This window comes from Aquimarina gracilis (genome assembly GCF_035285365.1).
GTDB classification, from domain to species: domain Bacteria; phylum Bacteroidota; class Bacteroidia; order Flavobacteriales; family Flavobacteriaceae; genus Aquimarina; species Aquimarina gracilis.
The window spans coordinates 475666-494988 of the sequence record NZ_JAYKLX010000002.1; the positions used below are offsets into that span (position 1 = coordinate 475666).

17 protein-coding genes are annotated in these 19323 nt (G+C 34.1%); 5 read left to right on the forward strand and 12 right to left on the reverse strand.

All coding sequences use genetic code 11. The features are described from left to right. Positions 1-100: 100 nt before the first annotated feature. Positions 101-1009: a helix-turn-helix domain-containing protein gene (locus tag U6A24_RS05020; RefSeq protein ID WP_324178846.1), complete on the reverse strand. Its 909-nt coding sequence runs from the start codon at positions 1007-1009 to the stop codon at positions 101-103. A gap of 192 nt (positions 1010-1201) precedes the next feature. Between U6A24_RS05020 and U6A24_RS05025 the strand changes: the two genes are divergently transcribed. The 4 genes from U6A24_RS05025 (at position 1202) to U6A24_RS05040 (ending at position 6671) form a co-directional block, all read left to right on the forward strand. Next, on the forward strand, positions 1202-1801 hold the full coding sequence (locus U6A24_RS05025) for a TetR/AcrR family transcriptional regulator (RefSeq protein ID WP_324178847.1): 600 nt from the start codon (positions 1202-1204) through the stop codon (positions 1799-1801). A 253-nt stretch (positions 1802-2054) separates the two neighbouring features. Then, entirely contained in the window at positions 2055-4436 is a 2382-nt protein-coding gene (locus tag U6A24_RS05030; protein WP_324178848.1) for an efflux RND transporter permease subunit, read from the forward strand. 105 nt (positions 4437-4541) lie between these two features. Next, complete coding sequence (locus U6A24_RS05035) at positions 4542-5315, forward strand: outer membrane lipoprotein-sorting protein (protein ID WP_324178849.1); 774 nt, start codon at positions 4542-4544, stop codon at positions 5313-5315. Positions 5316-5462: 147 nt separating this feature from the next. Then, on the forward strand, positions 5463-6671 hold the full coding sequence (locus U6A24_RS05040; RefSeq protein WP_324178850.1) for a hypothetical protein: 1209 nt from the start codon (positions 5463-5465) through the stop codon (positions 6669-6671). 7 nt (positions 6672-6678) lie between these two features. Here U6A24_RS05040 and U6A24_RS05045 read toward each other — a convergent pair whose 3' ends face one another. From U6A24_RS05045 to U6A24_RS05060, 4 genes are read right to left on the reverse strand one after another with little or no spacing between them, the layout of a single operon-like run. Continuing rightward, on the reverse strand, positions 6679-8082 hold the full coding sequence (locus U6A24_RS05045) for a TolC family protein (RefSeq protein ID WP_324178851.1): 1404 nt from the start codon (positions 8080-8082) through the stop codon (positions 6679-6681). 1 nt (position 8083) lies between these two features. Then, positions 8084-9436, reverse strand: coding sequence for an HlyD family secretion protein (locus tag U6A24_RS05050; RefSeq protein WP_324178852.1), 1353 nt, complete (start codon positions 9434-9436; stop codon positions 8084-8086). 6 nt (positions 9437-9442) lie between these two features. After that, the gene (locus U6A24_RS05055; RefSeq protein WP_324178853.1) at positions 9443-11110 is read right to left on the reverse strand and encodes a peptidase domain-containing ABC transporter; all 1668 of its coding nucleotides are present in this window, start codon (positions 11108-11110) and stop codon (positions 9443-9445) included. Positions 11111-11114: 4 nt separating this feature from the next. After that, positions 11115-11789 (reverse strand): TetR/AcrR family transcriptional regulator, encoded by a 675-nt coding sequence (locus tag U6A24_RS05060; protein ID WP_324178854.1) that lies wholly within the window; start codon positions 11787-11789, stop codon positions 11115-11117. Positions 11790-11975: 186 nt separating this feature from the next. Here U6A24_RS05060 and U6A24_RS05065 point away from each other — a divergent pair, with 186 nt between their 5' ends. Next, the gene (locus tag U6A24_RS05065) at positions 11976-12341 is read left to right on the forward strand and encodes a hypothetical protein (protein ID WP_324178855.1); all 366 of its coding nucleotides are present in this window, start codon (positions 11976-11978) and stop codon (positions 12339-12341) included. Positions 12342-12416: 75 nt separating this feature from the next. Here the strand turns inward: U6A24_RS05065 and U6A24_RS05070 are convergent, their stop codons facing one another. The 7 genes from U6A24_RS05070 to U6A24_RS05100 form a co-directional block, all read right to left on the reverse strand. Then, complete coding sequence (locus tag U6A24_RS05070) at positions 12417-13262, reverse strand: M57 family metalloprotease (RefSeq protein ID WP_324178856.1); 846 nt, start codon at positions 13260-13262, stop codon at positions 12417-12419. 538 nt (positions 13263-13800) lie between these two features. After that, positions 13801-14076, reverse strand: a complete 276-nt coding sequence (locus tag U6A24_RS05075) for an ATP-dependent Clp protease adaptor ClpS (protein ID WP_324178857.1) — start codon at positions 14074-14076, stop codon at positions 13801-13803. A 60-nt stretch (positions 14077-14136) separates the two neighbouring features. After that, positions 14137-14976 carry a 50S ribosomal protein L11 methyltransferase gene (prmA, locus tag U6A24_RS05080; protein ID WP_324178858.1) on the reverse strand — a complete coding sequence of 280 codons (840 nt, stop codon included), beginning with the start codon at positions 14974-14976 and terminating at the stop codon, positions 14137-14139. 99 nt (positions 14977-15075) lie between these two features. Then, the gene (tpiA, locus tag U6A24_RS05085) at positions 15076-15828 is read right to left on the reverse strand and encodes a triose-phosphate isomerase (RefSeq protein ID WP_324178859.1); all 753 of its coding nucleotides are present in this window, start codon (positions 15826-15828) and stop codon (positions 15076-15078) included. A 64-nt stretch (positions 15829-15892) separates the two neighbouring features. Continuing rightward, entirely contained in the window at positions 15893-16966 is a 1074-nt protein-coding gene (locus tag U6A24_RS05090) for an ABC transporter permease (RefSeq protein ID WP_324178860.1), read from the reverse strand. A gap of 2 nt (positions 16967-16968) precedes the next feature. Further along, positions 16969-18630, reverse strand: coding sequence for a BT_3928 family protein (locus U6A24_RS05095; RefSeq protein WP_324178861.1), 1662 nt, complete (start codon positions 18628-18630; stop codon positions 16969-16971). Positions 18631-18722: 92 nt separating this feature from the next. Then, positions 18723-19265, reverse strand: coding sequence for a DUF1599 domain-containing protein (locus tag U6A24_RS05100; protein WP_324178862.1), 543 nt, complete (start codon positions 19263-19265; stop codon positions 18723-18725). Between the last annotated feature and the right edge of the window lie 58 nt (positions 19266-19323).

The following is a 19323-nucleotide window of genomic DNA, read 5'->3' on the forward strand; positions in this document are numbered from 1 at the left end:
ACAAATCTATAGTACCCATCCAAGGCAGGAAGTACAGATTTCAAAGCAAGAAGTACAGATTTCAAAGAAGAAGAAAAAAGAAGAAGAAAAAGAAGGTTTTTTATCCTTTTCGGAATTGATTAGGCGTCATCCCAGTATGTTTTTTGAAGAAATTAGCAAAGTGATTAGGGTAATTATAATACAATTCGAATGCCACTTCTTTAACCGAAATATCGGTATTCTGAAGTTTGGATTTTGCAAGAGAAACCATATGCTTTTGGATCATTTCTGAGGCAGATTGTGAAGCAATACGCTTTACCACAGCATTGAGATGATTTGGGTGAATGTTGAGTTGATCTGCATAAAACTGTACCTTGTGTGGTTCTCCATGTTCATATCCTAAATTGGGATAAAAACTGGTTTCAATCAATGTTTTAAACCTACTCACCAATGCCAAATCATTATCTCGTCTCTCAAACGTTTGTTGATTCTTGGGCACCTTCTCTTTAAAAAGTCTCGCTACCTTATTTAGTAAAACTTGTGTATGATGAAAAACAATTGCTTCAGAAAACTCGTTGCTATTATTATACTCGTTATAAATCTCTTCTAAGGTTTTTATAAAAGTCTCTGCTTCATAGTCAGAAATTTCAATAGGGACTGTATTATCCACCAAAAGAAAAGGGAAATCTAAGCTAATCTGTTTTTTTTCATTTTCCCGACGATAAAAATCTTCAGAAAAAATGATGTAGAGTCCTTCCCAATCTGGCGCAATATCCCATTGCAAAATTTGGTAGGGCGAATTAAAAAAAATAGTAGCTTTTAAATTTTCTGTTGAGTAATTGCCAGTTTTGGCAAAACCTTCTCCGTCCAACTTAACTGCAATGGCATAAAACTCATGCTTGAAAGGAAGCATTTGTTGATATACAGTTTTCATATTCTCTTCAAAAGTGCGTACATCAAAGTGTTCCCATTTGGGTGGTGCTATGTTTATGCCTTTGCAATACTCATGTAGCGTGGTAAAATGATTCATGAACTAAAAATAAAGAGAATATACTTTTTATCTACTAATTTTCTACAATTGGCCACCCTGAAACGTCAAAAATTAAGGGGATTACCTATTTTTGGGAAATCCATCTTGTAAAAGCTAGAAAATTTTAACATTTAAAATTTTGAATTACTAGACGAGTGGTCATATTTTTGTGTTAAGAAAAGTAGGAAAAAGATGTCTAAAACCCTGAAACATGAAATCAAAGCAGATGCTCTCTTAGAGAAAGGGCTGCATATTATTTGGTCAAAGGGTTACAATGGAACAAGCGTGAATGATATAGTTAAAGCAGCCAATGTACCCAAAGGATCTTTCTATTTTTATTTTGACAGTAAAGAAGACTTTGCCATTAAAGCGCTACATAAATACTTTGAGATGCAGACTGGTGACGCGCTTAAAATTTTACATGATCCTTCAGTACGCTCACCAAAAAAACGTTTACTTCGGTTTTATGAATATCGTATAGAGGTCTTAAAGGAAGAACTCGAATGCAAGATGGGATGCATGGGGTGTAATTTGAGCAATGAGATGTCCGAACACAACGAGAATATTCGCCAGGCTATACTTACACTACACAACCGAGTGAAGAATGAAATTATAAACGTAGCGGAAGAAGCCCAAAGGCTGGGTGAAATAGATTCTGATATAGATGTAGTCAATATGGTAGAATTTATCGAAGATGCAGGAAAAGGTGCCATGACCACCATGAAAGAAATGAAAAGTGCACAACCAATTGATAATGTAATGAAAATGACCAAATTGCTCTTTCTGAGGTAATTTTTTTTAAAAATATTATAGACGACTGGTCAATTATTAACAATCTAATAACAAAAACCTATGAAACAAACCCTAATTTTACATCTGTAAAAATTTTTAGCAATTTTATAGACGACTGGTCAACTAACTAATTATACTGTTCCCAGTCCAAATATTAAAATACAAAACGTCTTACTTATAAAATTCACAACAATCAGAACTATGTGGGCTTATATAAATTTTACAAGTCGACTGGTCAACTAACTTTTAAACTATGAATGCACTTAAAAAAGCCGGCAATGCAACAAATGCATTTGCAAAAAGATGGGCACAATTTGTTATTCGATTTAAATGGCCTGTTTTACTAAGCACTTTGATTCTTGCCCTAGGGATGGGGTCAAAAGGCGCAATGGAGTTTGATGGAGACTATCACGTTTTCTTCAGCGAGTCTAATCCCGAACTGGAAGCATTTGATGCTCTACAAGAGAAATACACCAAAGATGATAATGTTATTATTGTACTCTCGCCATCAAATGGAGATATTTTCACCAAAGAAAATCTTATTGCTATTGAAGAATTAACCGCCGAGGCATGGAACACCCCATATTCATCTCGTGTTGATGCTGTTACAAATTTTCAACATACCAGTGCCCAGGGAGATGATCTTTATGTCGATGACCTTTCGTATGAATCTGCTTCTAAAACCAACCAAGAAATAGCTTTGATCAAAGAAAAAGCTTTAAAAGAACCTTTACTGGTAAATCGTTTGTTAAATGAAAGTGGAAGCGTAACTGCTATTAACGTTACCGTACGACTTCCCGGTGAAGACAGTGCTAAGGAAATCCCAGAGGTAACTACATTCATAAGAAAGACCGTAGCAGACTTTCAAGAGAAGCATCCTGATTTTGCAGTACATTCTTCTGGTTTGGTTCCTTTAAATACTGCTTTCTTTGAATCTGCAATGCGAGATTTGATGCTTACCATGATCATGTTGGTTATTGTAATCATTACTACATTGGTACTTACTAGAAATTTCTTCAGTACTCTGGCAACTTTTGTAGTAGTCATGTTTTCTATAATGAGTGCAATAGGGTTTGTAGGTATAATGGGAATAAAATTAACTCCCCCTTCTTCGGTATTCCCAACTATGATATTAACGCTTGCCGTAGCAGACAGTATTCATATCTTAATTACGATGTTACAAAAAATGCGTAAAGATAGATATACAAAAAAAGACGCACTATTAGAATCCATGCGACTTAACTTTATGCCTGTTTTTATTACAAGTCTAACCACAGTAATAGGATTCCTTACAATGAATTTTGGAGATGTTCCTCCTTTCTGGGATCTTGGTAATATTACTGCTTTCGGGATGACTATGGCATTTTTGTATTCTACAACTGCCCTACCGGCCCTTATGGCAATCCTACCTGTTAGGGTAAAGGCAAGAAAAGAAGAAAAGGAAAAAAAACTAAGCTGGTATACTAATCTAGGGCTTTTTGTTGCAAAACAACCGGCCAGATTAACCATTATCTCTATGGTGGTTATTGGTGGGCTTACGTTTTTGGCAACCAAAAATCAGTTTAATGACGAATTCATCAATTACTTTGATGAAACTGTAAAATTTAGAAGTGACACCGATTACATTAGTGAAAACTTGACAGGAATTTATAATGTTGAGTTTTCCGTAGGAAGTGGAGAAAGCGGGGGAATCAATAATCCAACATACCTAAAAAAATTAAATGAATTTGAAGATTGGTTAAATGAACAACCCGAAGTTATACATGTAAATGCTTTTAGCGAAGTCGCCCGAAGGGTAAATCGCTCTATGCATGGAGATGAGGAGAGTTATTATCGGGTACCCAATAACCGCGAGGAAGCTGCGCAATATCTACTTCTTTACGAATTGTCATTGCCTTTTGGATTAGACTTGAATAATCAAATTAATGTTGATAAATCTGAAACAAGGGTGACGGTAACCATCGAAAACATCTCAAGTGCCGAGATGATCACTTTTTCAAAACGCGCCGAACGATGGCTTCAGAGCAATACCCCTCAAGAAATGCATGCCATTGGTGTAAGCCCAACGCTTATGTTTTCCAAATTAGGTTTTAGACAAGCCGATAGTATGTTTAAAGGAAACATTATTGCACTGTTACTAATCTCATTAGTTTTAATGCTTGCCCTTCGAAACTTTAAACTTGGTTTACTCAGTATCATCCCAAATGTAACCCCAGTATTGGTTGGTTTTGGTTTTTGGGCAATGTATAAAGCCCAAATCAATACGGGTATGGTAATCGTTTTTGGAATGACCTTAGGAATTATTGTTGATGATACTGTTCATTTTATGAGTAAATTCTTGAGGGCTCGACGCGAACTTGGGTACGATGCAAGAAGTGCGGTAATTTATGCTTTTGAAACCGTTGGTAAAGCCTTGGTTACCACAACAATTGTTCTTTTAGCAGGGTTTGCTGTATTATCAACTTCTTCTTTTGCGCTAAACAGTTATATGGCTAGAATAACCGTAATAATAATTGTAGCGGCATTGGTGATTGATTTCATCCTTCTTCCGTCGCTACTAATATTAATAAGCAAAAAAAGCGAGTCTATCGAATCTGTAAAAGAATTAAAACCGCAAATGCAATTAGATAAATAGTAAAACATATAACCAACAGCTGGATTCGGGCAGGTTGGCTGGAGGCGAATCGCACGGATCCTGCTGTTATCTAACTTTTAATTAAAATAATAAAATACACCTAAAATGAAAAAATTAATCTTTACCATTAGTGCACTATTTGGAATTTCGATAATGATTGCTCAAAGTCCCGAAGAACGCGGGCTTCAGATTGCCAAAGCTGCAGAAAAAGCAGATGAAGGTTTTGTAAGTTCTATCGTAAATCTAAAAATGACCTTGAAAAATAAAAATGGTCAAACTAGTGAACGATTACTAGTTACCAGAACTTTAGAATTAACAGAAGACGGCGATAAATCTCTTATCGTGTTTAACAGCCCAAAAGATGTAAAAGGAACCTCAACACTTACATTTACTCACAAAGTTGGATCAGACGATCAGTGGTTGTTTTTACCTTCGATTAAAAGGGTAAAAAGAATTTCTTCAAACAACAAATCCGGTCCTTTTGTGGGTAGCGAATTCGCTTATGAAGATCTTTCCTCTCAAGAAGTAGAAAAATACAATTACAAGTTTCTTGAAGAAAAAGGAGACTTACTCATTGTAGAACAAGATCCTGTTGATCCAAAATCAGGATATACCAGACGCATTGTGACCTATAACAAAGACAAAGGATATCGTCTGGAAAAAGTCGAATTTTATGATCGTAAGAACGCTTTATTAAAAACACTAACTTATAGTGATTATAAACTTTACAAAGAAAAGCATTGGAGAGCACTTACCTTCAATATGGTAAACCACCAAAGTAACAAAGAAACACTTTTAAAATTTGACGAATATAATTTTGATGCAAATCTTGGTGACGAAGATTTTACTCAAGTAGCACTTCAAAGAGCGGGCAAATAAGTAGTTATTCATATACACAAGGTCCGAGTAGTATATTTTGAGTTATGATTGATTGGTTAGTTAATTTGTTAATACTTGGTCCTTGTGTTTCTTAAACAATTCTTCCTTGATTGATGTATTACACATCAAAATTTTAAAAAAATCTACATGAAAATTACATCCAGTTTTTTTATTATCCTATTCTTGATTATCTCCATCAACTTGTACGCTCAAAACCAAAATAAAAAAAAGGTTGTACATGATTTTGAGTTGGAGCTTGAAGGTGAATCTCGATATTTTTATGATGATGCTCTTTTTGAAGATCAGGAAGATCATTTTCCCTCTCTAGCTATACGACCCGATTATAAAATTGAATGGAATAAAGGCTATGAAAGTATTAATTTTAAAGGCTTCTTTCGTTTGGATGTAGATGATGAAAGAACGCATTGGGATATCAGAGAACTATATTACCAAAAAGCAAAAAACAACTGGGAGCTTAGCCTTGGATTAAAAAAAGTATACTGGGGTGTGGCCGAAAGTAATCACCTAGTCGATATTATCAATCAAACCGATGCTGTAGAGTCTTTTGATGGTGAAGAAAAGCTAGGCCAACCTATGGCCCAATTTACATGGATCACAGAAAAGTTTGGAACTTTTGACTTTTTCTACCTCCCCTATCATCGTAGACGCACCTTTGCCGGAGAAAAAGGAAGATTGCGCTTTCCTGTAGTAATTGATAAAGACGATTTGATTTATGAAAGTAGCGTCGAAGAATGGCGCCAGGACTTTGCAGTAAGATGGAAACATTACTTTGATATTCTTGATATTGGTATCTCTCATTTTTATGGAACAGGGAGAGAACCGCTATTTGTTTTTGATACTTCGGGAAATATTAATGCATTTTACCCTATTATTCATCAAACGGGACTTGATTTACAAATCACCCATCATGCATTCCTTTGGAAACTAGAATCAATTTACCGTTATGCCGATGCTCAAGATTTTTTTGCAGCCGTAGCAGGAGTAGAATATACGTTTTCTAACATTGACGGAAATGGGTTGGATATTGGTGTTTTAGGCGAATACCTGTACGACGAAAGAGATGAATTGGCTCTTACTGCTTTACAAAATGACATTTTCTTCGGAAGTCGAATTGCTTTTAATGATACGCAGGATACTTCTATCCTAATTGGTGGTATTGCCGACCTTGAATCTAGTAGTACTATATTTAGTCTTGAAGCTTCAAGACGTTTTGGGAGTACATGGACCGTAGAAGCCGAAGCCCGAATATTTAATGATATTGATGAAAATGAACTGATACTAGTTAACTTCAGAGAAGACAGTTTTTTTAGAATATCAATTTCAAAATATTTCTAATCTATGATTAGAGGCTTTCAGGATTTAGCGCAAGACTATTAAATAAGTTTGCCTTTGCAGTAAAAAACTTGTTTTGTACTTCGATCTCTTTCAATTTGGCATCAATCAAACTTCGTTCTCTAGAATTTATTAAAAACAATGAACTTTCTCCAAAACTAAATTTACGTTCTTCAGCTGTCAGTAAAGTTTGATAATCCATTACAATACCTTCGATAAGCTGGTTTTGATCTATAAAGGATTCTAACTCCACATAAATTGCCATTACTTTGTTTCTTATCTGTAATTGTGTCGTTTCAAACTCAAACTGCGCATCTTGTACTTTGTACTTGGCCAATTTAAGGTCTCCCCTTTCCTTTCTTAGAAAAAGTGGAAAGCTAAAAGTTACTCCTGCCTTATATTCGGCTGTATTAAATGTACTGGCAGTTTCTGGAGTTTCTGTCAAAAAATTATACTCCAAATCAATTTGAGGCAACAACTTATTAGCTTTCAGTTTTCGATCTACCTCTAGCCCTTCAATTTTAAAGTTTAATGATCTCAATTTCGGATGATCTTCTAGTGTAAAACTATCTAACGGTCGTCCCATGATTTCTAATGTCGTATCGATAACCTCTTCAACATTACTATCAGGTATAACATTTGATTTAAGCTCAATAGGGACATTATCTTCCAACCAAAGAAAATTAGATAACTCAAGCGATTTCTTCATTAATTTCACTTTGGCTTGCTCCAAACTTAACGCTCTGTTTTGAACCGTAATTCCTGCTTCTACAGTATCGATGGTTGCTCTATCACCGGCCAAAGCGCTTTTCTTAACGCCCAGAAAACGAACTCTGGCATTTTCTAAAAAATTACTATATATTTCTTTTTCGCTGTAGGCTCTTAACCAATCAAAATATGCCAATGAAGCATCATATAAGATTTGATTGACCAATAAATCCCGATCAGCTCTGGTTTGTTCTCTGAAAAACTTTGCTTTACGCAATGTAGCCATACGATCATTAATCAACAACCCTCTCGCTACAGATACAGAAACTCCCGCATTGAAAAGTCCATCTTCTGGAACTGTATCTTGAGGATTCAGAAACACTCCATCATTTTGCTCAAATCCTCCTTTAAACTCTATACCGTACCAGGTAGGGATTTTGAAAGTTGCATTTAAAAGATCGTAATATTCTGATCCTTTAAACTTTTTCCGATCGTAGTCTACTTCCATTTTAGGGTCAAAACCACCTCTTGCCTTCATTAAGTTTGCCTGACCTACACTAATATTAAGTTCGGCTTGTTTGGCAATAGGATGATATTTTTTCACATAGCCTAAGTACTCTTTAAAATTAAGCACAAGAGTATCTTGTTGCTGAGCAAAAAGAGGTGTTATCAAAAAAAACAGGGAATACATTATGTATTTCTTCATGTTATTTCTTTTCAGATTTGGCGATATTGTTTGTATCCGGTTGATAGTAGTTTGGCGGGAAACCATTAAGTTGTCTCCAAAGCTCGAACCAAATAGGAACATCTTCTAGTAGAGCCATTGTTCGTGCCCCCGATCCAACTTGTATTTCTGGCCATTCATGATCATTAGGATCTGGTGCAATAAGTATTCTATATTTACCATTGTCGCTAATAAATCTTTCTATTGCCACCACTTCTCCCCCATACGTACCATAGGATACATTGGGCCATCCACTAAATACAATAGCTGGCCAACCGTCGAATTGAATTCGTATTTTCTCACCAAGATGAATGAGCGGAACATCTAGAGGTTCTACATAAGTCTCAACAGCTAACTCGTATCCAGAAGGCATAATACTTACTAATTGATCCCCTTCCTTAAAGGTTTCTCCAACACCAGAACGTAGTGCTTTATTAATAAACCCATTTTGCGGAGCTTTGATATAGTACATATCATTACGCATTTCATAATTGGTATATTCATTCTCCAGTTTTGTGACCTGTGCCTCTGCATCAAACTGGTTCGATTGAGCTGTATACTTATCACTTTGCGATTTTGAGATTTTGTCAGTATACTCAGCCTGAATTCTATTTAATTCTATTTGAGCATTAATAACATCATTTTTACTGGCCAGTAATTTATTTTCCTGAGATATTAACTTTGCTTGAGTTTCTTGAAGCTTTAAGCGCTTTTCCTCTACATCAGTCAATGCTTTGAGCCCTTCTTTTTCTAATTGAACGATACGATTATATTGTCTTTCGGCTATACTGATATTGGTTTTTGCAGCCTCAAAATCAATACTATCGCTTTGTACCTTTAATCTAGATTGTAATAACTTATTTCGGGCCTGCTTCAATTTCAAGCCACGCTCACTGGTCAATGCCGCGATTTGATTGTTCAGAGCTTTCACTTTCCCTTCATATGAAGTAACAGACATTGATTTTGCTTTAATTTGTTGCCCCGTACGTGCGACCAAATTTGGATCAAAATACTCATTCTTCACTTCAGATATAAACAAGATAGTATCTCCTTCCTTAACAAAATCTCCTTCCTGAACATACCATTTTTCAATTCTTCCCGGGATTGGAGACTGAATAGTTTGGGGGCGTTGATCGGGCTTTAAGGTAGTTAAGTACCCGTTACCCGATATATTTTGTGTCCAGGGAAGAAACAAAATAACCACTACCGTTACAGCAAAAATCTTTAAGAACCGGTTAAAGTACTTATAATGCCTTCTATGAAAAACCTTTTTAGTTGCCTTATAATCAGAAAGATCGACTGTTTTATTTAATGCATTCTGCGAAATATTCAACATAACATTCTATTTTTCACTTACTATTTTTCCTTTTTCTATATTAATAATTCTACCACATCTTTGTATCCATTTTGAGTTTTGACTTACCACAACCAAAGCCCATGGATTAGAAGGCTCAGTAAGAAAATCCATAATTCGATTCACTTCTTGATCATCAAATTGATCCAAAGGATCTTTTAGAATCAGGAGTTTGGGTTTTCTTACAATGCTTCGAGCCAACACAATTTTCTTTGCAACTGTATAAGATACTTGCTTACCCTCTGGGTGAAGAATGGTATTTAACCCTTTGGGTTGCTCTTTGACAAATTGAGTAAGTCCAACCTTATCTAAAGCCCAATACACATCTTCGAAAGGAATTCCTGTATCTCCAAAAGTTACATTTTCAAGAATAGTACCTTCAAAAGGAGATTCTTCGGTTAAGGACTGTCCCAAATGCGATCTATAATAATTAAGATTTATACCTCTAAGTTCAACATTATTGATATAAACGCTACCAGTATTGGGTTCTATAAGTCCAGCTATAAGTCTTAACAAAGTAGACTTTCCTGATCCGTTTGATCCTTGCACAAGGATGGTACAATTTTCTGTAATCGTTAAAGAAATATCATCAAGAATCTTTCTGTTACTTTCTGGGGTTTGATAGGATACATGATCAAGTTCTACGGTAAAACCTTCATTTTCTTTAAACGGTTTCTCTCCGCCTTGCGGCTCTAAATCTTTATCAACCACTTGTCCTAATTTTTCTAAAGAAGTAAGTACATCGTAAAATGATTCAAGTCCCGTAATTAATTTTTCTACAGATCCAATGACAAGTACAATAATAATTTCGGCGGCTACAAACTGACCAATATTCATTTCTTGATTCAACACCAAAATACCACCAATTAACAAAAGGCCTGCAGTCACCAGTACTTTAAAACCAATCATCTGTATAAACTGAAGCACCAGTACTTTGAAATGGCTCTCTCTAGCAGTTAAATATTCGGTAACCAAGGTGTCATTTTTGGTAAGAGCCAGACTAGTTTTTCCAGAAAGTTTAAAGCTTACTATAGAACGTGCAATCTCTTGTATCCAGTGCGCAACCTTATATTTGCTTTTTGATTCTTTTAAACTAGTTTCTAATCCTTTTACAGCAGTGTATTTGAAAACTATATATACCAAAAGAAGTAGTAAAATACCATAAATAATAAAGAATGGATGGTAAAATGATAGTAACATTAAACCAAATAGAATTTGTAATAACGCTGCCGGGAAATCTACCAATATTTTGGCCAAACCTTTTTGTGCGGTAAGCGTATCAAAAAATCGATTTGCAAGTTCTGGCGGATAATAATTACGCAATTCGCTCATTTTTATCTTTGGAAAACGATACGAAAATTCAAAAGAGGCTCTTGTAAAAATCTTTTGTTGCACATTTTCTATAATCCGAATTTGCATTAGTTGTAACATTCCTGCAAACACAACCCCAAGAGTTACCAGAATGACCAGAATTATCCAGGAAGTACTAATTTGCGCTCCTTGAACCAGGTTTATTATAGCCTGGATCCCAAGCGGTAATGATAAATTAACCAATCCTGCAAATATTGCGTAATAAAAAGTTTGCATAATATCCTTCTTATCTAGCTGCAATAATCTGATTAATCGCTGCCAGGCTGTCAAAATATTTTTTGCCATATTGTTATTTCTTTATAGAGTCAAAAACTAAGTCGGTAAAAAATTTTGAAGGGGTAACTTTTTCGTTACAATCGGTTAATGATGAAAAGTGATCTCTGAGAAAATGTTGATGTAAAGCTCCTTCAATAACTGTACTAGCAAGGCTAGCAGGATACGGGTATTTGTTATTTACCTCGATAATCATATCCCTGATCCTGGTTGCCAAGCGTTTGTATATTGCAAAATAACCTTCTTTATTTTCTTTATCTACCTCTTTGGTCAAATAAGATTTAGAGTATTCATTGATAACAATCTTATTTAAGAGAATTTCATTTATATGAGAAAAAGATGAGTCTTCTTTTATTGATCTGGTAATGATCTCTATAGTCTGTCTTAATTTATCTTCTGGATCGGGGATACTATTAGTCTCAAAGACCAATTGATATTCGATCCACCCCCAATACCAACATGTAAGATATAACAAAAGCATATGTTTATTTTCGAAGTAACGATAAATAGAGCTTTCATTGGATCCAATTTTTTCTCCCAATTTCTTGAACGTAAAACTTTCAAACCCTATCTCCTGAATCATAAGAATACTATGTTCAATTATTCTCTTGCCCAAAGCAGAAGACTCGGGATCTTTGATATAGATCTTATCGTTAATTCTAACTTTTAAGTCTTGCAATAAATATTTCATCGTTTAAACTTTTTTGTTGACTGACATTTAATCTTTAATGAAAAAACTTATTGCAAACTTAAAAGTAATACTATTATAATTCAATAGATTAACTTTTATTTAACCAAAAAGAAATTTGAATAAACCTAATTGATTATTATTTTTATAAAAACCTAACTGAATATTTAACAATAAAACAAAACACAAATGAAAAAAGCACTGTTTTTTATATTATTATCAATTATTAGCTTGCAAGCGCAAGAAATGACCCCACCCAATCAAAGTTCAATTGAAGTAGGTGACAAGCTTATTATTGGGAAACCATCTGCAAAAGAGTATCAACATATTCACTTTCCAAAAACCAATTTTATAATGAAAAAAGGTGGTATAGCTAATTACAAAGCATTGGCAGGAAGTGATGTAACGGTGACAAAGATTGATAAAGACCAGGATGGAAACACCAAAATAACTTTAAAAAGAACCAATGGAAAAAAGTTTTTTAATGCCGTTGCTATTGTAAATGCCAATTTTGAAAAGGCTTTAGAAGAAAAAGAAATTCTACTATCCAATTAAAAGAAAGGAATAAAAAAACCATCCCGGTGTAGTTATTCGGGATGGTTTAATAAAGTTCAAAGCTTAAATTTATTTTTAGTAAAGGGCATTAATTGCCGTAATATCCGTACTTGTAAACTCTCCGTCCTCACTAGAACTGAAACAAGCTAACATAATAGAATCGGTTCTATCTGAACTTGGAGTACCAGGAATTAAAATAGCTCCTACTCCTGCACTACCTTCATTACTATTTTGACCACAACTCTGACGAGATCTGTAGTCTGTATGACGGAAACCAATACAGTGACCCATTTCGTGACCAATTACGTGTTCGTTTACATTGTTTCCGAAAGAACTTGTACCGGCATTAATTTGGATGAATTTGAATGGTCTACCAGCGCTATCTGGGAATCCAGCAGATCCACCACCACCACCTTGGTTGTTGTTATACACAACCATATCAGCAGCTTGGAAGTTTGTACCAAAAGTAAGTCTAAAATTAAGCGACGTATTTAACCTGTTATAATTATTAACCGCCCACTGTAATCCAGTTCTCATAGTACTAGTTAATGCATTTCCAGAACCAGTATATCCCAAGATATCAATAGTTCTGTTAGAACCTGTCACCAAGTTATTTGTACGATATTGTTTGTTACCGTCCGCTAAACTTTGGAGATCTGGTAGATTATCAAAATCATTAAGTGGAAATTTAATATCACCACCAGCAAAAATATACTTTTGAGTAACACCGTCTAACTCCGTAAAGTCTGCTATATAAGCATCAGACGTGTTAACTCCTAAGTTATTAAGTTTAGCAATTTGTTCTTTTGATAATTTTTCAACAGAAGCTTCTGGTTCTACTTCAGAAACATCATTTTTTTGACAAGATGTAGCAAAACCAGCTACAATAGCGCAAAGCGCTAATAATTTGATTTTTTTCATTTTTAATAAGTTGAGTTTGTGTAGTTACAAAACAAAATAGAATTGTTACCTCCTATTTTGAATACAATAGTTTAAAAAGCTTTGAACTTTTTTAAATTTTGCGGACTGAAGATATAATATTTTTTTTGAAATATGAGTTAATTTTTTGAACTATTCTTCATGAATACGGTAAAACCGTAAGATTATTTTAATGAATTCAGCGAAAATGGTTTTTTTAATCAATTGTAAAATCGATCAAATACACACAATATTTAAATCAATTTTCTATTAAAAAACTGTTAATACAGACTTATCCAAGCAGATACGATTAAAATAAAAAAAGTAAAAGAAATACTATCAAAAGAAAGTTTTTTCCTACAAATTATAAAATTTAGATTTTACATGTTAAAAAAAGTTTAATTTTTAAATATTTAACACTATAAGCAAAACTATATCTCCATATAACAACAAATTAACCTTCAAAATAAAAAACAAAACTTAAATTTAGTGCAAAAAAAAGCCCTTAAAAAGGGCTTATCTTATTGGAAAAAAATATGTTTTAAACAATCTCGGCACTTAGACCTGCCTGAAGTAATTTTGAGCACCTGGGTACAAGCTCTTCATAAGTTCCTGTTTTAACACTGCATTTGCCTTTATAATGTACTAATAAAGCACATTGTTCTGCTTGTAAAAGCGTATGTTCACAAGAATAAATCAAAGTTTCGATAACATGATCAAAAGTGTTGACATCGTCATTATAAAGTATAATCTCGTTATTATTCTGCTCGATTGTTTGCTCTAGAACTTCTTCTAATACTTTTTCTTGGGTACTCATAGAAAAAAAAGTTTTGTACAAATATAGTAACTTAAGCATTCAAATACGTAAAAAAGCCGGCTATTTTAATTCATAATAAGCTGCTATCCAATTATTTCTAGAAAAATGATCTTTATACACTAATCCATTTATTGAACACTCATTAGAAATCATTTCTATATCTTCTTGATAAAAACCGCTTAGAAAGAGCATCCCTCCGGGAAGCAAGGAATTTGCGTAATGCTTAATATCATTAAGTAAAACATTGCGGTTGATATTAGCAATTACTACATCATAATTTCTTCCAGACAAAAGAGAAACATTTCCTTGATATGCTTTAATAGCATCGCAATTATTTCGCTCTATGTTTTCTACTGTATTTAAGTAACACCAATTATCAATATCAATAGCATCAATGGGGCTTGCTCCTCTCATTTCTGCCAAAATTGCCAATACCCCTGTACCACATCCCATATCTAGAACCTTTTTGTCTTTTAGGTTTGCTTTTAACAAATGCTGAATCATCATATGTGTAGTTTCATGATGCCCCGTCCCAAATGACATTTTGGGTTCTATTATGATATCATATTTTGCCTCTGGTTTTTCATGAAATGGTGCTCTTACGCTACAAACACCATCTACCAGAATAGGATTAAAGTTTTTTTCCCATTCTGAGTTCCAATTGACTTGCTCTATTTCTTCAAATGTGTATTTTATTTTAAATTCTCCAGAACCTAGAATATGGATATCATTTAAAATACCATCATGCCAATCTTCTTTCTTAATATATGCATTTACTCCATCTTCGGTTTCTACAAAACTTTCAAATCCAGCATATCCCAGCTCTGCAATAAGAATTTCGGAAGCAGGCTGTAAAGTAGAAACTTTAAAATAATATCCCAGGTATATTGTATTTGACATAATCTATTTTTATTACGGTACAAAGGTAATCTTTATACGCAATAAAAAAGCACTCCAAAGAAGTGCTTTTTTATATTTGATCGTATTTCTCTTTTGTATTTAGATAGCTTTTGCGATAGTTCCAAAACTTTCTGCATCCAAAGAGGCACCTCCTATCAATCCCCCATCTACATCTGGTTTTGCAAAAATTTCTTTGGCATTGTTTGGTTTCACACTACCTCCATATAGAATGGAAACTTCATCTGCAATTTCTTCATTAAATGCCTTGCCTATTGTTGCACGAATAAAAGCATGCATTTCCTGGGCTTGATCTGGTGACGCAGTTTCACCTGTTCCTATAGCCCAAACGGGTTCATAAGCCAAAACAATATTTTTCCATGCTGAAGCATCTATATGAAAAAGTCCATTTTTGAGTTGATTCTCTACGACAGAGAAATGCCCATTACTTTTACGATCTTGTAATTCTTCTCCAAAACAAAAAATTACAGTCATATTGTGTTTTAAGGCGGTATTTACTTTTTCGGCTAACAACTGATCTGTTTCCCCAAAATATGCTCTACGTTCACTATGACCTAAAATTACAATTTCTACATCTATACTCTTAAGCATATCTGCAGAGATTTCACCAGTAAAAGCACCATTCTCTGCTTGATGCATATTTTGTGCAGCAACCTTAATATTAGTACTCTTTAATTCTTGAGTTGTCTTAGATAAATTAGTAAAAGTTGGAGCAACAATAATTTCAGCTCCAGAAATACCTCCTACGTTTTCTTTCAAACCAGAAAGTAACGATTCTGTTTCTGCCAGATTTTTATTCATTTTCCAGTTTCCGGCTACAATTTTTTTTCTCATTAATTTTAGTATTTATATTGTGGTTAAAGTATTGGTTTCTAAACTAAAAATGATATTAGATCACTCACACTCTTATTCTTGGATCTAACCATCCGTATATAACATCGACAAATATATTGATTAGTATAAACATACTGGCTATAACCAATACAGAACCCATGATAATAGGTAAATCCAACGTATTTAATGCATCAACAATCTCTTTTCCTAACCCATTCCATCCAAAAATATATTCAACAAAAACGGCACCTGCCAGCATAGATGCGAACCACCCAGAAATTGCTGTGACTACAGGATTTAACGAGTTTTTTAATGCATGTTTTCGAATAATTTGAAACATAGAAAGTCCTTTGGCTTTTGCAGTACGAATATAATCTTGACCAAGTACTTCGAGCAAAGAATTACGCATTAATTGAGTAACTACTGCCAATGGTCTTATTCCTAAAACAATGGCAGGCAAAATCAAATTTTTCCATTGTATATAACTCCCTTCTCCAAAATCATCAACTTCATAAAGGCTTCCGTTCATATTAAGATTGGTGAATTCATGCAATACATAACCAAATAACCAGGCAAAAATGATCGAACTAAAAAAAGACGGAACACTCATACCCAAAGTACTTACTAGTTGAATTAATCTATCTGCCCATTGATCTTTTGTTAATGCACTTATGATTCCCAAAAAAATTCCCAAAAATATAGCGATACATATTGATGAAACAGCCAAAACTATGGTGTTTGGCAGGGTCTCTTTGATCACATCACTTACTTTTTTCCCTCTTTTCTGAAAAGAGTCTCGTAAATATGGAAACTTCATAACCACGGCTGTGTTTTTAACACTAAAAAGTTTAATTGCAGTGTACTTCTTTTTGTCTAAATACGAAAAATCTTCTTGACTTAAACTATGAAAAGAAATTGGAGAAAGATCATTAATATAATACCCATACTGTGTAGTTATAGGTTTATCAAAACCATACTTTTTCCGCACATTGTTTAATTGCTCCTTACTTTCATTTTGGCCCAGCATCATTTGGGCAGGATCTCCTGGAAGTAATGTAAAAAGTAAAAAAATCACAGTAATTACTCCCAATAAAGTGAGTAAAGCATACCCTATTTTATTAATGAGGTATCCCAGCATAATTATTTAGATTTCCCCTTCAATTTTTCCACTTCTTCAAGAGTATAAACTTTATATTGCACTCCAAAGAGGCGTTCACAATATTCCTCTACAGTTTCGGTAAAACCAGCTTCTTTTCTTCTTTGATTAACCGATTCTTGATCCTTAATTGGCCATATCATCGGAATTTGACTCCCAGTGTTCTCTGTAAAGGTCATTCCCTGGGTTCCATAGATTTGCTCTAAACCCTGTTGCATAAGATGTCTATCTTCCATCATAGCAACAGAAGACCTGTCCAATTCTCCTTTTTCACCCGCTTCCTTTATGATAGGTAAATACTTACCGATCTTATTAGAATGTTGAATTACTAACCATGCTGCAATACTCGTTTCTTCGCCAACTAATGATTTACCAGGGTATCCATGTTTTTCGAACACCTTTTCTATAAACAAAGTATTTGTACTATCAATTTGTTTTTGCACATCCCAAGAAATGTTTCCATCATTTCTTCCCTCTTGATCGAGCTTCATAATGCTATCTAGCTGTGTCTTTAACCTTACATTAATTTTTGGTTTTGGTGGCGCTACCTTTTCGAGTAAAAGTTTTTTCGCATCGTTCCAATGTAATTTTTCAACAATAGTTCCTTTTTTAAGCTGAACGATTCCAGGGTTTGACCTTAAAATGGTTTTTAAAGCAGTCTCATCTGTAGTATAAAAATCAAAATCGAGGTTATATCTTTCTTTAATTTCGGACATTGCTTTTGGCGCAGAAGCAGTAAGACCAATTACATTATACCCTTTGGATAATGCTTCTTTGGTAATTGTTTTAACAGCATCAAACCCTTCAGCTTCACTTTTTGACAAATTATACGCAACAATGAGGATCACATTCTCTTCTTGAAGATATTCAGTAGTATAATCTACATTACCTTTCTCGATAGCAAAATCGTGAATCGGAGGTTCATATCCTTCTTTAACTGTTTCAGTTTCTACATCAATAAATTTACCATCCACTTTTGGATAATCCCCACTAGTGGTGATGATTTTTTCTTCACCGCCAACATTAAACTTCCAATGATACGCAAATTCAGCCTTTGGAGCATCTTCTGGCACCTGCATTCCCTGTTCGATATTTGTTCCAATTTTATAGGCTCTAAAATCAAAAACTGGCAAATGCATTAACACATGATATGCAAACCCAAGACAAGCTGTAAAAGCACCAAACACGATCCATTTGTGGGTAGGAATAGGGTTTATAGGAGTAATAAATTTACGTCCAAAGAATAATATTAATATTAAAATAAGAAGAATAACATCTTTGGTAAAAGATTCCCAAGGTGTTAACGGTAATGCGTCTCCAAAACAACCGCAATCGGTAACTTTATTAAAATAAGCCGAATAAAATGTCAAAAATGTAAAAAACACGATCATTAGCAGTAATGACCAAACCGTAAACTTGGGCAAATACCCTAATATTAAGGTTATACCTAATATTACTTCAAAAATCACCAGGAAAACTGCTATTAATAAAGCATAAGGAATTAAAAACTCTAAATTGAGCACTCCCTCTCCAAAATATTCTTGTAGTTTATAAGAAAACCCCAATGGATCATTCAACTTTATAAATCCTGAGAACAGAAACAACGCTGCGACAAATATTCTGGAAAATGTAACTAGTATTTTCATAAATCAATATTCTTTTTCGGGAATAATTCGACCAATATAATTAGTTATAAATCTTCCCTTCTTTAGTTTAACAGTATTTTATACGTTTATTCTTATCTTGCTTCGCCAAGATGAATCATTGCAAATACCGCATAATTAATCATATCTTGATAGTTTGCATCAATCCCCTCACTTACAAGTGTTTTTCCTTTATTATCCTCTATTTGTTTTACCCTTAATATTTTCTGGATAATGAGATCTGTAAGAGAACTTACTCGTAAATCACGCCATGCTTCTCCATAGTCATGATTCTTGTTCATCATTAATTCTTTGGTAATCTCAACATGCTTTTTATATAATTTCTGGGCTTCTTCAGTAGAAAGATCAGGTTGATCTGCAACACCTTTTTCTAATTGGATTAATGCCATGATACTATAGTTAATAATCCCTATGAATTCTGATGTTTCATCTTCATCTATCTTACGCACTTCATTTTCCTGAAGACTTCGAATGCGTTGTGCCTTAATAAAAATTTGATCGGTTAATGACGGAAGCCTTAATATTCTCCAGGCACTTCCGTAGTCTTTCATTTTTTTTACAAATAGATCACGACATGTATTTATGATCGCGTCATATTGTGCAGACGTATCTTGCATATAACTGTTGAATTTTGCGTAAATTTCGCTTTAATATGGGAATTAAAAAAATTGAATC